Source organism: Thioalkalivibrio sp. ALJ1, assembly GCF_000745395.1.
In the GTDB taxonomy this organism is placed as follows: domain Bacteria; phylum Pseudomonadota; class Gammaproteobacteria; order Ectothiorhodospirales; family Ectothiorhodospiraceae; genus Thioalkalivibrio.
Map to the genome: position 1 here is coordinate 104,339 of NZ_JQIW01000003.1, position 20,577 is coordinate 124,915.

The following is a 20,577-nucleotide window of genomic DNA, read 5'->3' on the forward strand; positions in this document are numbered from 1 at the left end:
AGCAGGTCCTGCGCCTTTTGGTGGTGGCTGGGCTCGTGGTGCTGCTGGTGGCCTGTGGCGGGGCGGAGCCGCCGGATGTGCGCGAGGCCGAGGTGTCCGGGCTGCGGGTGGGCGAGGCCCTGGGCGGGGAGGAGACGGACGGGTTTCGCCGCGCCGATGCGCCGCGGGTGTTCGAGTTTCCGCGTGATCACGGGCCACACCCAGGGTTTCGCAACGAGTGGTGGTATGTGACCGGCAATCTCGATGGGCCGGAGGGCGAGCGGCTGGGCTTTCACATCACCTTCTTCCGCGTTGGGCTGGCGCCGGAGCTGGCGGGGGACGACCCCTGGCATGACTCAGCCTGGGCCAGCCCGGATATCTGGATGGCGCATACGGCGGTGGTCGACCGCGAGGCTGGGCACCACGCCTCCGAGGAGCGCTTCGTACGCGACGGGGCGGGGCTGGCCGGCGCCACGGACCCGGTGGGCCGCGTTTGGACCGAAGACTGGCAGCTGGCGGATCTGGACCGGGATCGCTGGACGCTGGACTTCAGTGTGGACGACTACCGGCTGGCGCTGGAACTGGAGCCCCGGCGTGGACCGGTCCTCCAGGGCGTGGCGGGGCTCAGCCAGAAGGGCCCGGAGCCAGGGAATGCCTCCTATTACTACTCCGTGCCCCGCATCAAAGTGAGCGGCGAGGTCGAGCGCGCGGATCTCGGGCGCCTGGCGGTGACCGGCCAGGCATGGATGGACCGCGAGTGGAGCACCAGTGCGCTGTCCGAGGACCAGGTGGGCTGGGACTGGTTTGCGCTGCAGTTCGACGATGGGCTGGACGTGATGTACTACCAGCTCCGCAAGAAGGACGGCGAGCCGCACCTGCTGTCCAAGGGACGCTGGATGCCGGCGGATGCCGACGACCGGCTGCTGGAGCCCGATCAGGTCGAGCTGGAGGCCCGGCGCTGGGCCACACAGCCCTCCGGCAACCGCTATCCGGTGGAATGGTCCATGCGCATCGCTCCACCGGACGGCTCGGTGCCACGCGAATTCACCGTGCGCGCCATCCGCGACGAACAGGAAATGGACACGGTGATCCGCTACTGGGAAGGGGCGGTGGATATCCTCGGCCCGGATGGTAAGCCCATTGGCCGGGGGTTTGTGGAGTTGACGGGGTACGAGGGGGACTAAGGCGTTTTGACCACAGAGGGCACGGATAAAAACCCGATCAAAAGCGGCTAACAGGAAGACGCGAAGCCGGGAAGAGTTGTTTTGGGGCGCTTGAGTATCCCCTGCGCGCGAGCGACGATCCTGACGCCGATGTCGCATCGCAACGCACCGAAACAACCCCTTTAGGTCTTCCCATCTTCCTGTGGATGCTTTTCGCTTTTGACTGGGCTTTTCTCTGTGTCCTCTGTGCTCTCTGTGGTGGAGTAGGGCGGCTTGCAGGAGAAGGGTGGCGCGGGGCCACCCGGGCCCACCCGGGCGCTACCAGTCCATCGTCTCGTGGGGGGTGTCGAGGTCGAAGTCGTCCTGGAGGTGGGCGCGCAGGGCGCGTTCTTCCATCAGGCGTTCGAGGGTACGGCGGGCGGCGTGACGGGCCGGGCCGCGGTCGTTGACGAGCTGATCTTCGAACAGGCTGGCGATCTCGTCAGCGCCATCGGCCGAGAAGTCGATCGTCGGGTCCATTGTTGGGTCTCCTGACAAGCCGGCCGGGCCATCCCGGACTGCGGTATCAGAAAAGTCTTATAAAGTCTTCCGGCCGGTTCGCAAGCAGAAAATTCTTATTGTTCAGTAGTTCGCTTTATAGGGTCCTGGTGCCGAACTCACGGGCGCGGTTCTGGTCCATCGTGCACGAATGGCGACGCTTTCCGCCGCCACCGAACAGTCGTGAGGGCAGGCCATGTTGATCCGCACCCGACATCGTTCCGAATGTTCCCATAGTGAGGTCACCCCAAGGGAGGTCTACGCCCGCCGGCGCGAATTTCTGCGGACCAGTATCGGGTTGGGAGCCGGGTTGGCGCTGGGTGGACTCGGGATGAGTGCGCCGGCGGCGGCCGCGCTGCGTGGCTACGAGCTGGAATTCGAGCCCGGTGATTTCTCCACGGACGAGTCGAAGACCTCGCTTGATGAGATTACTAGCTACAACAATTTCTTCGAGATGGGACCCGGCAAGAGTGATCCGAAGACGTACGCCGACCAGCTGAAGACGGACCCGTGGACGATCACGGTGGACGGCCTTTGTGACAATCCGGGCGAGTATGCAGTGGAGGACTTCATCAACCCGTGGTCGCTGGAAGAGCGGATCTATCGCATGCGCTGTGTCGAGGGCTGGTCCATGGTGATCCCGTGGATCGGCTTTGAGCTGAATCGCATCATCGAGAAGGCGAAGCCAGGTGCCGGGGCGCGTTATGTCGCCTTCGAGAGCATCTACGACCCGGACAACTTGCGGGGTCAACGTCGGCGCCCCAGAGCTTCCGGTGGGCTGGAGTGGCCTTACACGGAAGGGCTACGCCTGGACGAGGCAATGCATCCGCTGACGATCCTGTCCGTGGGCCTGTACGAAGAGGTATTGCCTAACCAGAACGGGGCCCCGATCCGGCTGGTAGTGCCGTGGAAGTACGGCTTCAAGAGCATCAAGTCGATCCAGCACATCCGGTTTGTCGAGGAGGAACCGCCGACCCTTTGGAATCAGGCGCAGCCGGATGAATACGGTTTCTATAGCAACGTGAACCCGGACGTGGACCACCCGCGCTGGTCGCAACGCACCGAGCGGCGCATTGGCGAGTTCCGTCGCCGCCGAACCGAGATGTTCAACGGCTACGGGGACGAGGTAGCGTCGTTGTACGATGGCATGGATCTGCGCGAGCATTTCTGATGGGGCCCACCCTGAGGAGGCTCGTGTGACCGCTTCGCGGCGCCAGCGCGCGCAGCCGCCCAGAGGCGTGTGGACCGCGGTGCTGCTGCTATCGCTGGTCCCGGCCATCTGGATCGGCATGCGCGCGCTTGGACTGTTGGGTGGCTTAGGCGTCAATCCGATTGAGAAATTACTGGAGCTTTCCGGCACGCACGCCATGATCGCGCTGCTGATTGCGCTCTCGGTGACCCCACTACGGCAGATGACCGGGCTCGCCTGGATCGTGCGCCTGCGCCGGATGCTGGGGTTGGTGGCATTTGGCTATGTGACCGCCCACGCCCTGATCTGGCTGGGGGTGGATCTGTTTTTCGACTGGGAGCTGGTGCTCTACGACCTCACCGAACGTCCGTTCGTGATGGTGGGGTTTGCCGCCTGGTTGATCCTTCTGGTGCTCGCCGTCACGTCCACCAATGCCGCGCAGCGCTGGCTCAAGAAGAAATGGGTCTGGTTGCACCGAGGCGTCTACGTGGCCGGCGTGCTGGCGGTGCTGCACTTTCTGTGGCTGGCCCGAGCCGACTATGCCGAGGTCGCCCTGTACGCCGCCATCCTCACCTTCCTGCTCGGCTGGCGCGTCGTCTACCGCTGGCAGACCCGCCGGCGTAACCACGCCCGCCGCCGTGCCCCTGCCTGAAGGCCCGGGTCAAGGGCGTTTCACAGGAAGATGGGAAGACTGGAAGGTTTTGATTGTGGGGCCGAGATTTCGCCCACCGCGCGATGCTAGCCGCCCCGCCGGGGATGCCAAATCACCAATAACCCTTTCTAACTTCCCATCTTCCTGTTAACGCTTTTCGCCCTTACGACCCGCGCTAGCCGGCGTTGAGGGTGACGAGGAATTCGAGGAGGGCCTTTTGGGCGTGGAGGCGGTTTTCGGCCTCGTCCCAGACGACGCTTTGCGGGCCTTCGAGGACCTCGGTGGAGACCTCTTCCTCGCGGTGCGCGGGGAGGCAGTGCATGAACAGGGCGTCGTCGTTGGCCAGCTGCATCAGGTCCGCATCCACGAAGAAGCCGGAGAAGGCCCGGCGGCGGGCGCTCTTTTCCTGTTCCTGACCCATGCTGGCCCAGACATCGGTGACGACCAGGTCCGCGCCCTCGGCGGCGGCGCGGGCATCTCGCGTCAGCTCGAAATGGCTCTGGGTGGTGTCGACCACGCTGGGTTCCGGGTCGTAGCCCTCTGGGCAGGCGGCGACTAGCTGGAAGTCCAGCGAACGCGCCGCGTACATGTAGCTGTGACACATGTTGTTGCCGTCACCGATCCAGGCCACGCGTTTGCCGCGAATGTCGCCGCGGTGCTCGAAGTACGTTTGCAGGTCTGCCAGCAGCTGAGCCGGGTGTTCCAGGTCGGTCAGGCCATTGATCACGGGCACGGACGAGTGTTTGGCGAACAGTTCGAGCTTCTCGTGCTCGTAGGTGCGGATCATCACGCAGTCGACCATGCGCGACAGCACTCGGGCGGTGTCCTCAATCGGCTCGCCGCGGCCTAGCTGAGTGTCGCGTGGGGACAGGAATAGGGCATTCCCACCCAGTTGCTGCATGCCCACTTCGAATGACACCCGGGTCCGGGTCGAGGATTTCTCGAAGATCATGCCCAGGGTTTTGCCGCGCAGCAGGTCGTCGTGATGCTCGCCGCTCTTCAGTTGCTGCTTGAGCTCGATGGCCCGCTGCAGCAGGGCACGGGTTTCGTCTCCGGAGAGATCGAGGAACGAGAGATAGTGACGTGGGTTCATGCAGAGACCTCATTGACGGGTTTGGACGTCAGAAAGGCGTCCACCAGGTCGGAGACGGTTATGGCGATCTGTTCGACCTGCTCGTCGTCGATGATCAGCGGCGGGAGCAGGCGGATGACAGACCCGGCGGTGACGTTGAGGACCAGGCCCCGTTCCAGGGCCGCCATGACCAGTTCGCCTGCGGGACGGTCGAGTTCGACCCCGATCATCAGGCCGCGTCCGCGTACGGCCACCACGCCCGTGTGGTCCTCCAGACGCTGGCGCAGGCGTTGCAGGAGCAGCTCGCCCTGGCGTGCGGCCTGCTCGCACAGGGCCTCGTCCTGCATCACATCGAGCACGGCCAGGGCCGCGCGACAGACCAGCGGGTTGCCGCCGAAGGTGGTGCCATGCATGCCTGGGTTGAACAGCTCGCGGGCCGCGCCGGCCACCAGGTTGGCGCCGATCGGGATGCCGTTACCGAGGCCCTTGGCCAGGCTCAGTACGTCCGGGGTGATGCCCTCGTGCTGGAAGGCGAACCAGTATCCAGTGCGGCCGATGCCGGCCTGGATCTCGTCCAGCATCAGCAACCATTCCTTGCGGTCCGCCAGGTCGCGCAGCTGACGCAGGTAACCGGGCGGCGGGACATGGATGCCGCCTTCGCCGGTAACCGGCTCGACCAGGATGGCGACCACGTCGGGGTCTTCGGCCAGGGCCTCGACGGCGGCCGCATCCCCGTGCGGGACGTGCACGAAGCCTTCCACTAGTGGCTCGAAACCCTCGCGGATTTTGGCGTTCCCGGTGGCGGACAGCGTGGCCATGGTGCGGCCGTGGAAGCTGCCTTCCATCACGATGATCTTCGGCGTGCTAATGCCCTTGGCGCGGCCATGCAGACGCGCGAGCTTGATCGCCGCCTCGTTGGCTTCCGCCCCGGAGTTGCAGAAGAAGGCGCGGTCCATGCCTGACAGGGCGCACAGGCGCCGGGCCAGTTGCTCCTGTAGCGGGATGCGGTAGAGGTTAGAGGTATGGACCAGCGTGTTGGCCTGGTCGCAGACGGCATGCGCCACCTTGGGGTGGGCGTGGCCCAGCCCGCACACGGCGATGCCAGAGAGCGTGTCCAGATAGCGGTTGCCCTCGGTATCCCACAGCCAGGCGCCTTCACCGCGTGCGAATGCGATCGGCAGGCGGTTGTAGGTGTTCTGCAGGGCATCATTCATGGGTTTCTCCAAAACCAAAGAGCCGGCGGAGGACCGCCGGCTCGATGAAAGGCGTAGCCGCGTCATGCGGCCGAACACGCCTAGTGTAAGCCGCTTGGGGCGTTACTTCATCTGCTGGGCAACAAAGTCCCAGTTCACCACGGCCCAGAAGTTTTCCAGGTACTTCGGGCGCGCGTTGCGGTAGTCGATGTAGTAGGCGTGTTCCCAGACGTCGCAGGTCAGCAGCGGGGTCTTGCCGTCGCGCATCGGGTTGGCGGCGTTGGAGGTGTTCACGATTTCGACGGAACCATCGCTGTTCTGTACCAGCCAGGTCCAGCCCGAGCCGAAGTTGCCGACCGCGGATTCGTTGAACTTCTCCTTGAAGGCGTCGAACGAACCGAAGGCGCTGTTGATCGCATCAGCCACCTTGCCGGACGGCTCGCCGCCGGCATTCGGGGCCATGCAGTTGAAGTAGAAGGTGTGGTTCCAGACCTGGGCACCGTTATTGAAGATGCCGCCGGCGGGGGCCTTCTTGATGAGGTCTTCCAGCGAGGCATTCTCGAACTCGGAACCCGGCAGCAGGCCGTTCAGCTTGGTCACGTAGGTCGCGTGGTGCTTGTCGTGATGGTATTCCAGCGTTTCGGCGGAGATGTGCGGCTCCAGTGCGTTCTTGGCATAGGGCAGTTCGGGCAGTTCGTAGGCCATGAAAGACTCCTTGTGCTGTGTCGTGAGAAACTGCGTGGCGGCGCGCCCCGAAGCAGGACCGCCACCGAACTCGACAACGATAGTCACCTTGCCCAAGCGATGCAATTTCCGATGATTCCGCTCGGTCTTGTAATGGGGGGAAAACTGTTCTCGATTAGTGTTTCTTCAGTGGTTTTTCGAATCCCTGATCGCCTGAAAGACGAGGTAGATGGCCGATCGTGACGATAGTACGCAGCCGGACCAGGCGGAGTTGCCTGGAAAAACGCCGGTGAACTGGCGCGGCCGGTTCGGGTTGCTGCTTGGGCCACTGATCTTCGCGCTGTTCCTGATAGCGCCGGCACCGGCAGGCTTCGATCCCGCCGCCTGGTGGGTGCTGGGGCTGACTCTGTTCATGGCGATCTGGTGGATTAGCGAGGCTTTGCCGTTGCCGGTGACGGCGTTGCTGCCGATCGCGATCCTGCCGATCCTCGACATCACGTCGATGGAGTCGGCGACCGCCCCCTATGCCAACCCCATCATCTTTCTCTTTATGGGCGGGTTTGCGATCGCTCTGGCGGTGCAACGCTGGGACCTGCACCGGCGCATGGCGCTGGCGATTGTGGCGCGCTCCGGTAATCGTCTGCATATGCTGGTCGGGGCCTTCATGCTGGCGACCGCTGGGCTGTCGATGTGGGTCAGCAATACCGCGACCGCGGCGCTGATGCTGCCGATTGCCCTGTCCGTCCTGGGCCTGATTGAGCGGGGTGCCCCGCCGCAAGAGCAGGATGTGGCCTCGCGGCGCCCTGCGCTGGCCTTGCTATTGGGGATCGCGTTCGCGGCGAACATCGGCGGTATGGCCACCATCATTGGGTCGCCACCGAACGCCCTGACCGCGGCCTATCTTGGGGACCGGCACGGGATTGAGATCGGTTTTCTGGAATGGATGACCCTGGGATTGCCGCTGGCCGCGATTCTATTGGCGATGGCCTGGTGGCTACTGACGCAATGGGTGTTTCCTGTGCACCGGGTGGAGCTGAGCGGTCTACGTAGCTTGCTGGACGAGCAGCGAGCCTCTGTCGGTCGATGGTCGGCGGCGGAGAAACGGGTGGCGGGGGTGTTCGTGCTGGTCGCGCTGGCGTGGCTGACCCGGCCATCGCTGGAGGGGCTGCTGCCGATCTCGTTGACTGATGCTGGAATCGCGATTCTGGGTGCGGGGTTGTTGTTCCTGATCCCCTCGGGCTCGCGCGAGCAGCGCCGCCTGCTGACTTGGGACAACACCCGCGAACTACCCTGGGGTGTACTCCTTCTGGTCGGCGGCGGGTTGAGCCTGGGGGCGGCGATCGAGTCCAGCGGGCTGGCGGCGCTGGCGGCCGATGCGCTGGTGGTCGCACAGGTCTGGCCACTCATCTTGATCATGGCCGGCGTGGCTTTGCTGACGATGACGCTCAGTCATGTGACCAGTAACACCGCGACGGCGGCTACGTTGCTGCCCCTGGTGACCGCGTTCGCCTTGAGCATGGATGTGCCCGTGTTGTTGCTCGCACTACCCGTGGCGTTTGCTGCTTCGGTGGCTTTCATGCTGCCGGTGGCGACCCCGCCGAATGCCATCGTGTTCGCCAGCAATCGGTTGCGAGTGCTGGATATGGTGCGCGGTGGCGCGCTGTTGTCGGTGGTCGCGTTGGTTCTGATCAGCCTGGCGGTCTATGTCTTTGCCGAGGCGTTTTTGCTATAGGGAGACGCTGCTTTACGCGCGGGTTTGCGCTCGAGTCGCTTTGGCTTACATTTTATGCGCGGTTACTGCCGTGCAGCCATTCTGCACAAGGGAATCGCAACGCGGTTCGCGCACCCGTTTCTGGTCAACAACGGCCGGCCGAGCCCGCTCTTTCAATCAGTGTCTCCCCAGCCGCTTACGCCCGGTCATGGGTCGGTGTCTCCCCGGTGTTCTTGTGGGGAAAAAGGCTCTACGGGGTTCAAGTTTTAGCATTCGCCGCCGCTAGTGGGGTGACGGACCTGACTTTCCCGCGGTGCCGACTGGCATCCGATTGATCGAAGGAACTGGATAGATGTTCAACAACATTCGAATTGGCGTGCGGCTCATGGTGGGCATCATTGGCGTGGTGGTCCTCGCCGTGGCGCTGACCCTGGTGGTGGTGGTGAATGCCCTGGGGACGATGGCAGATCGTGCCGAACAGCGTGAGCTGAACGACCTAACCGGGCAGTTGCTGGATCGCCTGGATCAGGAAGCCGTGCGGGCAACCGCCATGGCCCAGGCCGTCGCACGTATCCCGGATGTCGAGGAGGCCATGGCCAATGGCGACCGGGAACGCTTGGCCGCGATGACCGTGCCCAGCTTCGAGTCGCTCAGCAGCGATTTCGGGGTGAGTCAATACCAGTTCCATACCCCGCCGGCGACCTCTTTCTTGCGTGTACATCGCCCGGATCGCTACGGTGACGATCTGTCTGGCTTCCGCCAGACCGTTGTGGATACCAACGATCGGCAGGCCCCCATCTCGGGTCTGGAAGAGGGTGTGGCAGGCCTGGGTATCCGCGGTGTCGTGCCGATCGCCCAAAACGGCGAGCATGTCGGCTCCGTTGAGTTCGGCTTGTCCTTCGGCGAACCCTTCTTCGAGCAGTTCACTGAAGAGCTGGGCGCCCCGGCTGCACTCTACCTGCGCGACGACGGTCGGTTCTCCCGCTTTGCTGGCACCATTGAGGGTGATGCGACCTTTACTGATGCGGAGATGCGTGGGGTGCTGGAAGGCGAGGAACGGGTGCGTAACGTCACCTATCAGGGCGAGCCGATGGCCGTCATCGCGCGTCCGGTGCTGGACTTTTCCGGTGATGCAGTCGGTGTGCTCGAACTCATGGTTGATCGCAGTGCCTATGTCGCGATGGCCCGCAATGCGACTGGAACGGTTGTGATGGTAGGCGCGCTTGCCGTCGTGCTGGGTGCCCTGCTGGCCTGGTTCCTGACTCGCAGCATTGTGCATCCGTTGTGCCAGACGGTGGTGCGCCTGAATGACATCGCCAGTGGGGAAGGGGATCTGACCCGCAAGCCGGAGGTTTCCGGAAAGAATGAACTGGGCGACCTCTCGATTGCCTTCAACCATTTCGTAGAGAAGATCCGGGTGCTGATCCAGCAGGTGGCTGCCGGGTCCGATCAGGTGGCAGCCGCCGCCACCGAGCTGTCCGCGACGAGCGAGGAGACCAACGAGCAGGTGCGCCGTCAGAAGGCGGAGACCGACCAGGTTGCCACCGCAATGAACGAAATGACGGCGACCGTCCAGGAAGTGGCGCGCAACGCGTCGGATGCCGCCGCTGCCGCGCGCAGCACGGACCAGGACGCCACTGCTGGCCAGCAGGTTGTGCAGAAGACCGTCAGCACGATCAATGGACTGTCCACGCAGGTGGAGAGCGCGGCGGATGTGGTGAGTCGCCTGTCGCAGGATGCCGAGCAGATCAATAAGGTCCTCGAGGTGATCGGTGATATCGCGGATCAGACGAATCTGCTGGCTCTGAACGCGGCCATCGAGGCGGCGCGTGCGGGCGAACAAGGCCGTGGCTTTGCCGTGGTCGCGGACGAGGTGCGCACGCTCGCGAGTCGTACGCAGGACTCGACCCACGAGATCCAGCAGATGATCGAGCGGGTTCAGAACGGTACCCGCGAGGCGGTCCAGGCGATGGAGGACGGGCGCGTTAAGGCGCATGCGAGCGTCGAACAGGTGAACCTTGCCGGCGAGTCGCTGATTGCGATTACCCAGTCCGTCACTCGTATCAGCGACATGAACACGCAGATCGCCAGCGCCGCGGAGGAACAGTCCACGGTGGCCGAGGAGATCAACCGTAACGTCGCCAATATCACCGAGGTACTGGACCAGACCGCCGCCGGATCGGAACAGATCCGCAATGCTTCCGAGGAGCTGTCCAAGCTGGCTTCGCAGCAGCAGCAGCGCGTGGGTCAGTTCAAGGTCTGATCACGCCCCAATGCCCGTAGCCGAGCCCGCCATCCTCGTTTCGAGGGGGCGGGCTTTTTCATGCGTGTGGGGGCGAAGGGGTTGATTCGCCACGGAGTGCGCGAAGGCACGAAGAAGGGCTGGGTCAAGGGCGAAGACCGGTCTACAGGAAGTGGGGAAGATCGGAAGAGAGATTGATGAGGTAGTGGAACTGGCAGGACTCGCCGGGGAGGGTTGGTGTGAAGGCCGGTGCTAGAGGACACGCGGGCGGGGGCTTCGCGGGCAAGCCCGCTCCCACAGGGGCGATCGGTGCGCCTGGTGGACCATCGTTTCGAACGGGTCCCGGGCGGTTCTGGCCGATCTATCCTTCGCGACTTCCAGTCTTCCTGTGAGTCGCCATTGACCTTGGCCCAGCCGTTTTTCGTGCCTTCGTGCACTTCGTGGTGAATAGTGGGCTTTACGGAGCGGGGAAGAGGCGTTGGCCGTTTTCCCAGGCGATCATGCGAGCGACGTTGTCGGGGAGCTGCATCAGCCAGTCTCGGGTGCCGTCTTTTAGCACGGTGAAGTGTTCCCAGCGTGCGAGGCTGAAGGTGTCATTGCCGATCAGGAAGCGATCGGGATAGTCGAGAAATAGTTCGAACCAGTCGGCGTCGATAATCCCACCGGGATTGATGCGCGGATTGCGCATGGAGACGTCGATGACCATGTTGGGGTGACGGATCAGGTAGTCGCGTACCAGTGATGGGTAGGCATAGGACCCGGCATGGGCCCAGAGGATGCGTACCTCGGGCTGGAGAGCGTAGGCATGGTCGATTACGGCCGGGTCGCCATGGATGACGATCCAAAGATTGCGTTCCACCGCCAGTTCGAGCAGGTCTTCGAAACTCGGCGCAAAGCGGTCATCCGCCTGGATGTGGAGTTCGCCGATGCCACGCCAGGCCACGGCGTCGCGGTCCAGAATGGCCTCGACCTGTTCGCGCAGGTCCTCAACGTACATCCAGTCCATCTTGCGCCCGAGGCGTTGAGAGATCTCGAGAAACGGGATAATGCGCGCCTGGCTGGAGGATTCGAGCGACTCGATCAGCGAGGCTCGGGGGGCCATCATGATCGCGGCCTCGATAAGGTTTTCCTCCAGCGTGCGAGCAACGGCATCAGGGGGGAAACGCTCGGCCTGGGTGTCGCGATAGTGGAGGTGCGCGTCGAACAGCGGTTCGATCGCGTGGCTTGGGCTGCAAATTAGCAGTAGCGGACCTAGCAGAAGGGCTGCGGCGGCAACGGTTATAACGTGGGGAAAGCGGCGCGGGGCGGTCGTCGATTCCATTCTGCGAGTTCCTCTAATACGGGAACTCCAATTTTATACCGTAGAGTGCGACAGGGCGGGCCTCACGGTCGAGGGCGTCGCAGCTGCGCGGGGCTTCAGGCGCGGCTATCCCCAGAGACGGTGGTGTCATTCGAAGAGCGATTGGAGTGGCCATCTCCGTGGTTGGGGTCGAAGCGTTCGCGCAGGTACTGGCCGATCGCGTCTGACTCGTACAGCCAGCGGACGCTCCCGTCGGCTTCCTGGATGCGCAGGCAGGGTACCTGCAGCTTGCCGCCCTCACTTTGTAGTTCCTCGCGCCACGCGCCGGCGGCCTGTGCGTTGCGTAACTCGATATCCAGCGAGAGACGCTGCATGGTTCGCCGTGCGCGGATGCAGAACGGGCATGCGGGGAAGTGATAAAGCGCGAGTTGGCGCGTCTGCTCATCGACCTTGGCCTGGTCAGCCGGGTCACGCTCGATTCCACGCGGGCGCGACAGGCGCTCGCCGATCAGCATGAACGGGGTGAGCAGCAGGCGTACGCCACGGAAGAACCATCGGATAAGAAATCGCATGGCCGAAGAATGCCACAGCAACCCGCGCCCAACACAACACCCCGATCCTCTGTAGCGTTAGTCATGCTGGGTCAAGGGCGTTTTTCACCACGAAGGGCACGAAGGCACGAAGAAGGTCAAAACCTTGTAACCACAGAGTTCACAGAGGACACAGAGAACGGCAAAACCCATGGTGGGATGGTGGCTTGGGCAGCCCGAAGCGATCATTCGACAGGATTATTCTACGGTCTTGACCTTCTCCGTGCCCTCCGTGGTGCAATCGCCGTTGACCTGGCCTGTCTTCCTGCCTTCGTGCGCTTCGTGGTGAAAAAGCCCTTTCAATGAAGGATCAGGGGGTGCCGAAGTCGAATTGCCAGGGGTCTTCTTCGGGGGCGTCGAGAAGCGAGGGGCGCAGGCGGATGATCTCGAAGCCGAGTTCGCGGTAGTCATCAATGCGATCGGGTGCGAGGTCGGCGACTTCGACGAACTCGGCGAAGGCATCGGCCTCTAGACCGCGCCAGTCAGCGAAGGTGCCGCAGACCGCGACGTTTACGCCCTCGTCGCGGACCAGGGCCTCCACCTCGGAATGCAGGCCTGGGTGCTGGGCCGCTTCGCTGCGAGTCAGGCTGAACTGCTCCGCGCCGTGCGCCACCACGGCGACCGGATAGTCCGGATCGCGTTCGCGCAGCCGGGCGATGTTGGCCCGGATCTCGGGCAGAAGCGCGGAGAGCGCCGCGCGGTCATTCTCGATGATCTCGAAGACCACGCCCTCGGGGAGTTCGTCGCGCTTCAGGAGTTCGAGAATGGCGTCCGAGGGTTCGCCCTCGGGTGTAGCGTCGGGGGCGCTGAGCGGGTCAGCTGCCAGTGCGGGCAGGACGAACAGACACAGGGTCACAAGCCCGCCGAGGCGGGTGGAAAATATACTGGCGAGTCGATGTGGGCTCATGCCCCCTATTCAATCGGGCGCGTGTTCAGGACGCAAACGACCGCGTCCTTTCTGCGATGGACTCCAATCAGTGGCGGTCGCCGGTGGCTTGCTCGGCCATCTGGTCGTAGCTGGTGTGGCGCACGTCCTTGCCCTTAACGAAGTAGACGACGTACTCGCAGATATTGCGTGCGCGGTCGCCGATACGTTCCAGGGATCGGGTGGCCCAGATGATGTCCATCAGGCGCGGTACCGAGTCCGGCGAAGCGGTCATCTGCTTCATCAGTTTCTGGGTGATGGTCTCGTACAGGCTGTCGATCTGGATGTCGAGCTGAGCGACGCGCACGGCTTGATCCACGTCCATGCGGGCGAAGGCGTCGAGGGCGCCACGGGTCATCTCGCGGGCGTGTTCCCCCATGCTCGCGATATCCGCCATCGGGGCGCTGTTGCGGTCCTCGTCCAGCAGGTGCAGACCCATACGGCCCACGCGCTCGGCTTCGTCGCCCATGCGCTCCAGGTCGGTAATGGTCTTGATCACCGCGATCACCAGGCGCAGGTCGGAGGCAGTGGGCTGGCGCCGCGCGAGGATGTGAGTGCACTCCTCGTCGATCTCGACTTCCTTGGCGTTGACCTGGTAGTCCGAGGTCATCACCTTTTCAGCGAGTTCGACATCCCCCTCGACCATGGCGTGGACGGCATCGGCGAGTTGCTGCTCGACCAGGCCACCCATGGCCATCACCTGCTTGATGATGTCCTCGAGCTCCGCATTGAACTGCTGCGAGATATGCTGTTTGAAGAAGGTCTTGTCCATGGTGCGTGTCCTCAGCCGAAGCGGCCGGTGATGTAGTCCTCGGTCTGCTTCTTGGCAGGCGAGGTGAACAGGGTGTCGGTGTCGGCGTATTCGATCAGTTCGCCCATGTACATGAAGGCGGTGTAATCGGACACGCGCGCAGCCTGCTGCATGTTGTGGGTGACGATGACCAGCGTATAGTCCTTCTTCAGCTCGATCATCAGCTCCTCGATCTTTAGCGTGGCCAGGGGGTCCAGCGCGGAGCAGGGCTCGTCCAGCAGCAGGACCTCGGGGTCGATCGCGATGGCGCGGGCGATCACCAGGCGCTGCTGCTGGCCGCCGGACAGGCCGAAGGCGTTCTCGTGCAGGCGATCCTTCACCTCGTCCCACAGCGCGGCACGCTTGAGCGACTTTTCCACCACCTCGTCCAGGCGTCGGCGATTCTTCACGCCCTGCAGGCGCAGACCGTAGGCGACGTTCTCGTAGATGGACTTCGGGAATGGGTTGGGCTTCTGGAACACCATGCCGACGCGGCGGCGCAGCTCCGGTACGTCCACCGCCTTTTCGTAGATGTCGTCACCGTCGAGCCGAATCGTCCCTTCGATGCGGGCAGCATCGATCAGGTCGTTCATGCGGTTGAAGCAGCGCAGGAAGGTCGACTTGCCGCAGCCCGAGGGGCCGATGAACGCGGTGATCCGGTTTTTCGGGATGCGGATGTCGAGGCCCTTCAGGGCCTGATCCTCTCCGTAGAATAGTTTCAGGCCTTCTGCGGTCAGGCAGATGTCCTCGCGATCCAGGCTCAGACCACGGTGGGCCTGCGTATTCTGGGCCACGTTGACGCTGTGGGTCTGGGAATCACTCATCTCGGGTACTCCATGGGGAACAGGGTTCGACACATCGCGTGATCGCGACGGTACGGAAAAGCATGGTCATCGCGAGCGCCGCAGGCGCGTGGCGATCGGCGTGGTTGGCCGCGACGCGACTCGGGGCAGGCGTCGGAGTTGCGTTGGGAGATGGCCACGGGTCCTGCGGACCCTCGCAATGACGGGGAAACAGCACCGTCATCGCGAGCGCCGCAGGCGCGTGGCGATCTCCGTGGTCGACCCCGACGTGAGCCAGGACGGGCGTCGCGCTTGCGTCACGAGGTTGCCGCGGCCCCCGCGGGGCCTCGCAATGACGGGGTGTGTGAGGCACGTTGTGCATCGCGTGCCTCAGTCGCTGTCGGCGCGGTACTTCTCGCGCAGGTAGTTGCGGATCGAGATCGCGGTCAGGTTGAGTACGATGATCAGCAGCACCAGCACCAGTGCGGTGGCGTAGACCAGCGGGCGCCCGGCCTCGACGTTCGGACTCTGGAAGCCGACGTCGAAGATGTGAAAGCCCAGGTGCATGAATGCGCGGTCCAGGTGCAGATAGGGGAAGTTGCCGTCCAGCGGCAGGGTCGGGGCCAGCTTGACCACGCCCACCAGCATCAGCGGGGCCACTTCGCCGGCGGCCCGGGCCACGGCCAGGATCAGCCCAGTCATCATCGCAGGGGCCGACAGCGGCACGATCAGGCGCCACAGGGTCTCGGCCTTGGTCGCGCCCAGTGCCAGCGAGCCGTGGCGGATGCTGGCGCCGATACGGGTCAGGCCCTCCTCGGTGGAGACGATCACCACCGGCAGCGTCAGCAGCGCGAGCGTCAGAGAGGCCCAGATAATCGCCGGCGAGCCGAAGGTCGGTGAGGGCAGGGCATCGCGGAAAAAGATCTGGTCGATATTGCCGCCGACCAGATAGACGAAGAAGCCCAGGCCGAACACGCCGAACACGATCGAGGGCACGCCGGCGAGATTGTTCACCGCGATGCGTATGGTCCGCACCAGCGGGCCCTGCTTCGCGTATTCGCGCAGGTAGATCGCGGCCAGCACGCCGAACGGGGTCACGAAGATGGACATCAGGATGACCATCAACACGGTGCCGAAGATCGCGGGCAGGATGCCCCCCTCGGTGTTGGCCTCGCGCGGGTAGCCGGTCATGAAGTCCCAGAAGGCGACGACGTAGTGGCGAAGCTTGGCGGGAGCGCTCATGTCGTTCGGCCACCAGGCATTCACGATGCGCGACAGCGGGATCGTCGCGCGTTCGCCGTCGGCGGTCTCCAGCACGATCGCGAAACGGGCCACCTCGTCGCGCAGGGCGTTGCGCTCGGCCTCCAGCTCGGCGTAGCGCGCGTCCAGTTCCTCACGTTCGGCATCCAGCTCTTCCTGCCGCTGGCCGCGCTCTTCCAGCGTCAGTTCGTCAGCCCGCTCGACGCCGCGCTGGGCGATGCGCAGCCGCTCGAGCTCGAAGTTCACCCGACCGATGCGGACGCGCTCGATTTGATCGATCTGCTGGACCAGTTCGCGGGTCTTCGGTAGGCGCTCCTCGAAGGCTGCACGCGCCTCGGCACCCTCGGCAATCGTCTCGCCGTCCTCTTTGTACTCCCGGATATAGCCGTAGAAGTCGCCCCATTGCAGGCGTTCAAGCACGACGGCGTCGCGCGGGCGCTCCCGCTCCGACATGAAGTCTTCCAGGTACCACTGGAAGTCACGGCTATCGAGGTCGCGGTTGCCGCGCTTGATCAGATGGCGCACCACGATGTCCTGGCCTTCCGGCACGGTGAACCCGGCGTCACGCATGGCCAGTGCGGTCATCGTCTCCGAGCGCTGCAGCTCGCCCATGACGCGTCGGGGCTCCGAGTCCTCTTCCGTCTGATATTCGAACTCGATGACCTCGGACGGCCAGAAGAAGGACAGGCCGTTGACGGCGATCATCAGGATCAGGCCGAAGACCATCACCAGCGAGGCAGCGACGGCTCCGGCATTCAGCCAGATCCACGGGGTGCCGGATTTGAACCAACGATTCATCGGGTATGCCTCAAAGGGAGCTGTATTTCTGGCGCAGGCGCTGGCGCACGATCTCGGCCACCGTATTCACCACGAAGGTCAGCGCGAACAGGACCAGGGCAGCCAGGAACAGGATGCGGAAGTGGGTCCCGCCGACCGCGGCCTCCGGCATTTCCACCGCGATGTTTGCGGAGAGCGTGCGCATGCCCTCGAAGATGTTGAAGTTGACCACTGGTGAATTGCCGGTCGCCATCAGCACGATCATGGTCTCGCCCACCGCGCGGCCGAAGCCGATCATTACCGCCGAGAAGATCCCGGGGCTGGCGGTCAGCAGCACCACGCGCACCACCGTCTGCCACGGCGTGGCGCCCAGTGCCAGTGAACCCTGGGTCAGGTGCTTGGGCACGTTGAACACCGCGTCCTCGGAGATCGAGTAGATGGTTGGGATGACCGCGAAGCCCATCGCGATGCCGATCACGAGCGCGTTGCGCTGGTCGTAGGTGATGCCCTGATCGGTCAGCCACTGGCGGGCATCGCCACCAAACATCCAGACCTCGATCAGCGGGCTCATGGAGACGGAGAACCAGCCGATGACCAGGATCACCGGGATCAGGATCGCGGCCTCCCAGCCCGCGGGCACGAGGTTGCGCAGGTTCTCCGGCAGCACCCGTGTCCACAGGAAAGCGGCAACCAGCATGCCCAGCGGCATCAGGATCAGGATGCTGGCAACAGCCGGCAGGTTGGCCTCGATGAAAGGCGCCAGCCACAACCCGGCCAGGAAACCGAGGATGACCGTCGGCAATGCCTCCATCAGCTCGATCGAGGGCTTGGTGATGCTGCGCATGCGCCGCGACATGAAATAGGCGCTGTAGATCGCCCCCATGATCGCCAGCGGGGTGGCGAACAGCATCGCGTAGAAGGCGGCCTTGATGGTGCCGATGGTTAGCGGCACCAGCGAGAACTTCGGCTCGAACTCGTCGGTGGCCGAGGAGGACTGCCAGACGTAGTCTCCCCCGGATCGGCCCTCGTACCAGACCTTCTGCCACAGCACGTGGAATGAGACTTCCGGGTGCGGATTGGACAGGTCCTGAAGGTGCCATGTCTCGTTGTCGTCGATGCCGATCAGCAGGCGGTTACGCGGGTCGACATACACCCGATGCAGCGGCTGGTCGGTGATCTGCCGTTCGATCAGGGTCCGCTGCGAGGTGGAATAGTGGATCTTGACCTCGCCCTGATCGTCGGCGGTCAGGAAGCCCTTGCGGATGTACTCCGGCTGGGTGTTGCGGATCGGGCCGGCGTGCGACGGGAAATCGCGCACTCGGGTGATGCGATTCACGTTGTCGTCGTCGCGCACCAGCATGTACTGCGCGACCGTGCCGTCGGAACCGCCGACGATGATGGAGACCGTGCCCAGCAGGTACTCCAGCGAGGTGACCTCGGCATCGTCACCGCGGATCACGCGCTTGCTGTCGACCAGGCTGGCGCGCGAGGGGTTGTTGATGTCAAAGAAGTGCAGCTGCCCCTGATCGTCGCCGACCAGCATGTGACGGCCCGTGATATCCAGCAGGATGCGGGTTGGTGTGGCGCCATCCGGCAGCGAGGGCAGATCGTAGGCGTCGCGGCGTATTTCGGTTTCGCCCGTCATCATCGAGGTGCGCTCCTCGAAACGCACCAGTTTAAGATCGCCATCTTCCGTCGCGGCGGCCACGCGTATGCCGCTGGAGCCACGCTGTACACCCACTACCGAGATCGCGCGGCCTTCGTCGTCCACGTCGAGCAAAGCGGAGTCCTCGTCGCCTAGCGGGTACACCAGGCCCGGGTCGTACAGGCGGCCCTCGGGGCTGAAACGTTCGTTGTATTCATACTCGATGGCCAGCACCTGGCCGTTGTCCAGGCCGGCGGCGACCAGACGCGTCCGCGGCTCGGCGGCGCTGAAACTCGTGACCTGGACGTCCTCCGGGATCGGTAACGATTCTTCGTGCTCGATATCGCCGCTGTAGGGGCGGAAGAATAGGGCACGGCGGTCCTCGGTCAGGCGCACGGCCATCTCGCGGTGGCGGTTCACCGCAAGGTGGATGGTCTGGGTGTCGGCGCCGCCGGGGGCCGCGTATTCGGTGCGCGGTTCCAGTGTGGCCCCCTGGAACATGGGCAGTGTCTCGCTGGCCAGGTACACGAACATCAGGGTTAGCGCGCCGATCACGGCCACACCGAAAAAGCCGATGGTGTAGCGGGCGGTATGATCCTTGGCGCGGCGCCAGCGCTGGAAGCGACCGAGGGTCGTGGTTGCGGTAAGGCTGGACATTCAGGGTCCCCTGATGCGGCAGGTGTAGGGTAGAGCTGGCGAGAATGCTACGGGTGCTTCGTGACAAAAACGTGACAGCAATATGACGGACGATTGAACGCTGGATGGCAGGCTGCGGTGCCTAGGTGTGGAGTCTCACAAGGTTGTCCTCGGGCTACCTGAGGACAACCTTGTGAGACTCCACACCTAGGCGCATGCAACGGCCACAAAAAAACCGGGCCCCGCGAGGGGCCCGGTTCAGACCATCCGGAGATGGCCGGTAACTGACCTGGATTATTCCAGGCCGAGGTTCTTGCGCTCGCGTTCGGTCACGGAGGCGGGCAGCGGGATGAACCCGTCACGCACCACGACTTCCTGGCCTTCCTTCGACAGCACCATCTTCAGGAACTCGGCCGCACGCGGGGTCAGGCCGTCTTCCGGGTGCTTGTTGACCATCACGTAAAGGAAGCGAGCCAGCGGGTAATCGCCCGAGGAGGCGTTTTCGGCGTTCGGCTCGTAGTATTCGCCTTCGTTCTCGCCGATCGGGATCGCGCGCACACCAGAGGTCATGTAACCGATACCGGAGTAGCCGATGCCGTTCAGCGACTCGGACACACCCTGGACGACGGAGGCCGAACCGGGCTGCTCGTTGATCGCATCCTTGAAGTCACCGTCGCACAGGGCGTGCTGGCGGAAGAAGCCGTAGGTGCCGGAGACGGCGTTACGGCTGTACAGCGTAATGTCGCGGTTTTCCCAGGAGCCATCCAGGCCGACCTGACCCCAGCGGGTGATGTCCTCGGCGCCACCGCAGCGGCGGGTGGAGGAGAAGATCGAATCGACCTGTTCGATGCTCAGGCCCTCGATCGGGTTGTCGCGGTTCACGTACACGGCGATGGTGTCGATCGCGACCGGGACGGCGGTCATTTCGTAGCCGTGGCGTTCCTCGAACTCGGCGGCTTCGCTGTCACGCGGCATGCGCGACATCGGGCCGAAGTCGGCGGTCCCCTCGGTCAGGGCCGGCGGAGCGGTCCCGGTGCCGGCACCCTGGATCTGCACGTTGACGTTCGGGTAGAAGTTCTGGAACTCCTCGGCCCACAGCGTCATCAGGTTGTTCAGGGTGTCGGAGCCGATGCTCGACAGGTTGCCGGAGATACCGGAAACCGACTCGTAGGCCGGGATATCGGCATCGACTTCGGCCATCGCCGGGGTGATGGCGAGGGCGGCGGCCGCGGCGGCGGCGAGAATGGTGCGCTTGAACAGCATAGGTGTACTCCCTGGTGCTTGCTTGAAAGGTTGCTCGGACCCGGTCGGTCCTTGATGGGGAATTATCGGGAGGCTTGCTTGCAGTTCGGTGACGCGCACGTGACAGCCATGTGACATTTGGTGGGCCACTATGCCTGCGCAGCGATCGGGGATAGGGGGTCGGCCAGGCTCGGGCGATCCCCGATGG

17 protein-coding genes are annotated in these 20,577 nt (G+C 63.9%); 5 read left to right on the forward strand and 12 right to left on the reverse strand.

The features are described 5' to 3' along the window. Positions 1 to 17: 17 nt before the first annotated feature. Positions 18 to 1,163, forward strand: a complete 1,146-nt coding sequence (locus F462_RS00390) for a lipocalin-like domain-containing protein (RefSeq protein WP_038051074.1) — start codon at positions 18 to 20, stop codon at positions 1,161 to 1,163. 297 nt (positions 1,164 to 1,460) lie between these two features. Here the strand turns inward: F462_RS00390 and F462_RS00395 are convergent, their stop codons facing one another. Beyond that, on the reverse strand, positions 1,461 to 1,661 hold the full coding sequence (locus F462_RS00395) for a PA3496 family putative envelope integrity protein (protein ID WP_038050756.1): 201 nt from the start codon (positions 1,659 to 1,661) through the stop codon (positions 1,461 to 1,463). A gap of 214 nt (positions 1,662 to 1,875) precedes the next feature. On the opposite strand from F462_RS00395, the gene msrP reads away from it, so the two are divergent. Both msrP and F462_RS00405 read left to right on the forward strand, forming a co-directional pair. After that, on the forward strand, positions 1,876 to 2,850 hold the full coding sequence (gene msrP / locus F462_RS00400; RefSeq protein ID WP_038050759.1) for a protein-methionine-sulfoxide reductase catalytic subunit MsrP: 975 nt from the start codon (positions 1,876 to 1,878) through the stop codon (positions 2,848 to 2,850). A 25-nt stretch (positions 2,851 to 2,875) separates the two neighbouring features. Beyond that, positions 2,876 to 3,520, forward strand: coding sequence for a protein-methionine-sulfoxide reductase heme-binding subunit MsrQ (locus tag F462_RS00405; protein WP_208854109.1), 645 nt, complete (start codon positions 2,876 to 2,878; stop codon positions 3,518 to 3,520). A 175-nt stretch (positions 3,521 to 3,695) separates the two neighbouring features. Here the strand turns inward: F462_RS00405 and argF are convergent, their stop codons facing one another. The 3 genes from argF to F462_RS00420 form a co-directional block, all read right to left on the reverse strand. After that, the gene (gene argF, locus F462_RS00410; protein ID WP_038050762.1) at positions 3,696 to 4,613 is read right to left on the reverse strand and encodes an ornithine carbamoyltransferase; all 918 of its coding nucleotides are present in this window, start codon (positions 4,611 to 4,613) and stop codon (positions 3,696 to 3,698) included. Continuing rightward, positions 4,610 to 5,806: an acetylornithine transaminase gene (locus F462_RS00415; protein WP_038050764.1), complete on the reverse strand. Its 1,197-nt coding sequence runs from the start codon at positions 5,804 to 5,806 to the stop codon at positions 4,610 to 4,612. The genes argF and F462_RS00415 overlap by 4 nt, the downstream gene beginning before the upstream one ends. Positions 5,807 to 5,908: 102 nt before the next feature. After that, a complete protein-coding gene (locus F462_RS00420; RefSeq protein WP_038050765.1) occupies positions 5,909 to 6,490 on the reverse strand; it encodes a superoxide dismutase in 582 nt (193 codons plus the stop codon). Between the two features lie 208 nt (positions 6,491 to 6,698). Between F462_RS00420 and F462_RS00425 the strand changes: the two genes are divergently transcribed. Then, positions 6,699 to 8,201 (forward strand): SLC13 family permease, encoded by a 1,503-nt coding sequence (locus F462_RS00425; RefSeq protein ID WP_018140891.1) that lies wholly within the window; start codon positions 6,699 to 6,701, stop codon positions 8,199 to 8,201. A 331-nt stretch (positions 8,202 to 8,532) separates the two neighbouring features. Then, on the forward strand, positions 8,533 to 10,443 hold the full coding sequence (locus F462_RS00430) for a methyl-accepting chemotaxis protein (RefSeq protein ID WP_038050767.1): 1,911 nt from the start codon (positions 8,533 to 8,535) through the stop codon (positions 10,441 to 10,443). A gap of 436 nt (positions 10,444 to 10,879) precedes the next feature. Here the strand turns inward: F462_RS00430 and F462_RS00435 are convergent, their stop codons facing one another. The 8 genes from F462_RS00435 to F462_RS00470 form a co-directional block, all read right to left on the reverse strand. Continuing rightward, positions 10,880 to 11,743 carry an amidohydrolase family protein gene (locus F462_RS00435; protein ID WP_038050769.1) on the reverse strand — a complete coding sequence of 288 codons (864 nt, stop codon included), beginning with the start codon at positions 11,741 to 11,743 and terminating at the stop codon, positions 10,880 to 10,882. 95 nt (positions 11,744 to 11,838) lie between these two features. Then, a complete protein-coding gene (locus F462_RS00440) occupies positions 11,839 to 12,294 on the reverse strand; it encodes a glutaredoxin family protein (RefSeq protein ID WP_018140894.1) in 456 nt (151 codons plus the stop codon). A 328-nt stretch (positions 12,295 to 12,622) separates the two neighbouring features. Further along, complete coding sequence (locus F462_RS00445) at positions 12,623 to 13,219, reverse strand: DsrE family protein (protein WP_038050771.1); 597 nt, start codon at positions 13,217 to 13,219, stop codon at positions 12,623 to 12,625. 67 nt (positions 13,220 to 13,286) lie between these two features. Further along, on the reverse strand, positions 13,287 to 14,009 hold the full coding sequence (gene phoU, locus F462_RS00450) for a phosphate signaling complex protein PhoU (RefSeq protein WP_018140896.1): 723 nt from the start codon (positions 14,007 to 14,009) through the stop codon (positions 13,287 to 13,289). A gap of 11 nt (positions 14,010 to 14,020) precedes the next feature. Further along, complete coding sequence (gene pstB, locus F462_RS00455) at positions 14,021 to 14,851, reverse strand: phosphate ABC transporter ATP-binding protein PstB (RefSeq protein ID WP_018140897.1); 831 nt, start codon at positions 14,849 to 14,851, stop codon at positions 14,021 to 14,023. A gap of 348 nt (positions 14,852 to 15,199) precedes the next feature. Next, positions 15,200 to 16,867: a phosphate ABC transporter permease PstA gene (gene pstA, locus F462_RS00460; protein WP_038050773.1), complete on the reverse strand. Its 1,668-nt coding sequence runs from the start codon at positions 16,865 to 16,867 to the stop codon at positions 15,200 to 15,202. Positions 16,868 to 16,877: 10 nt separating this feature from the next. Further along, a complete protein-coding gene (locus tag F462_RS00465) occupies positions 16,878 to 19,148 on the reverse strand; it encodes an ABC transporter permease subunit (RefSeq protein ID WP_038050775.1) in 2,271 nt (756 codons plus the stop codon). 273 nt (positions 19,149 to 19,421) lie between these two features. Beyond that, on the reverse strand, positions 19,422 to 20,390 hold the full coding sequence (locus F462_RS00470; RefSeq protein WP_038050776.1) for a PstS family phosphate ABC transporter substrate-binding protein: 969 nt from the start codon (positions 20,388 to 20,390) through the stop codon (positions 19,422 to 19,424). Positions 20,391 to 20,577 lie beyond the last annotated feature (187 nt).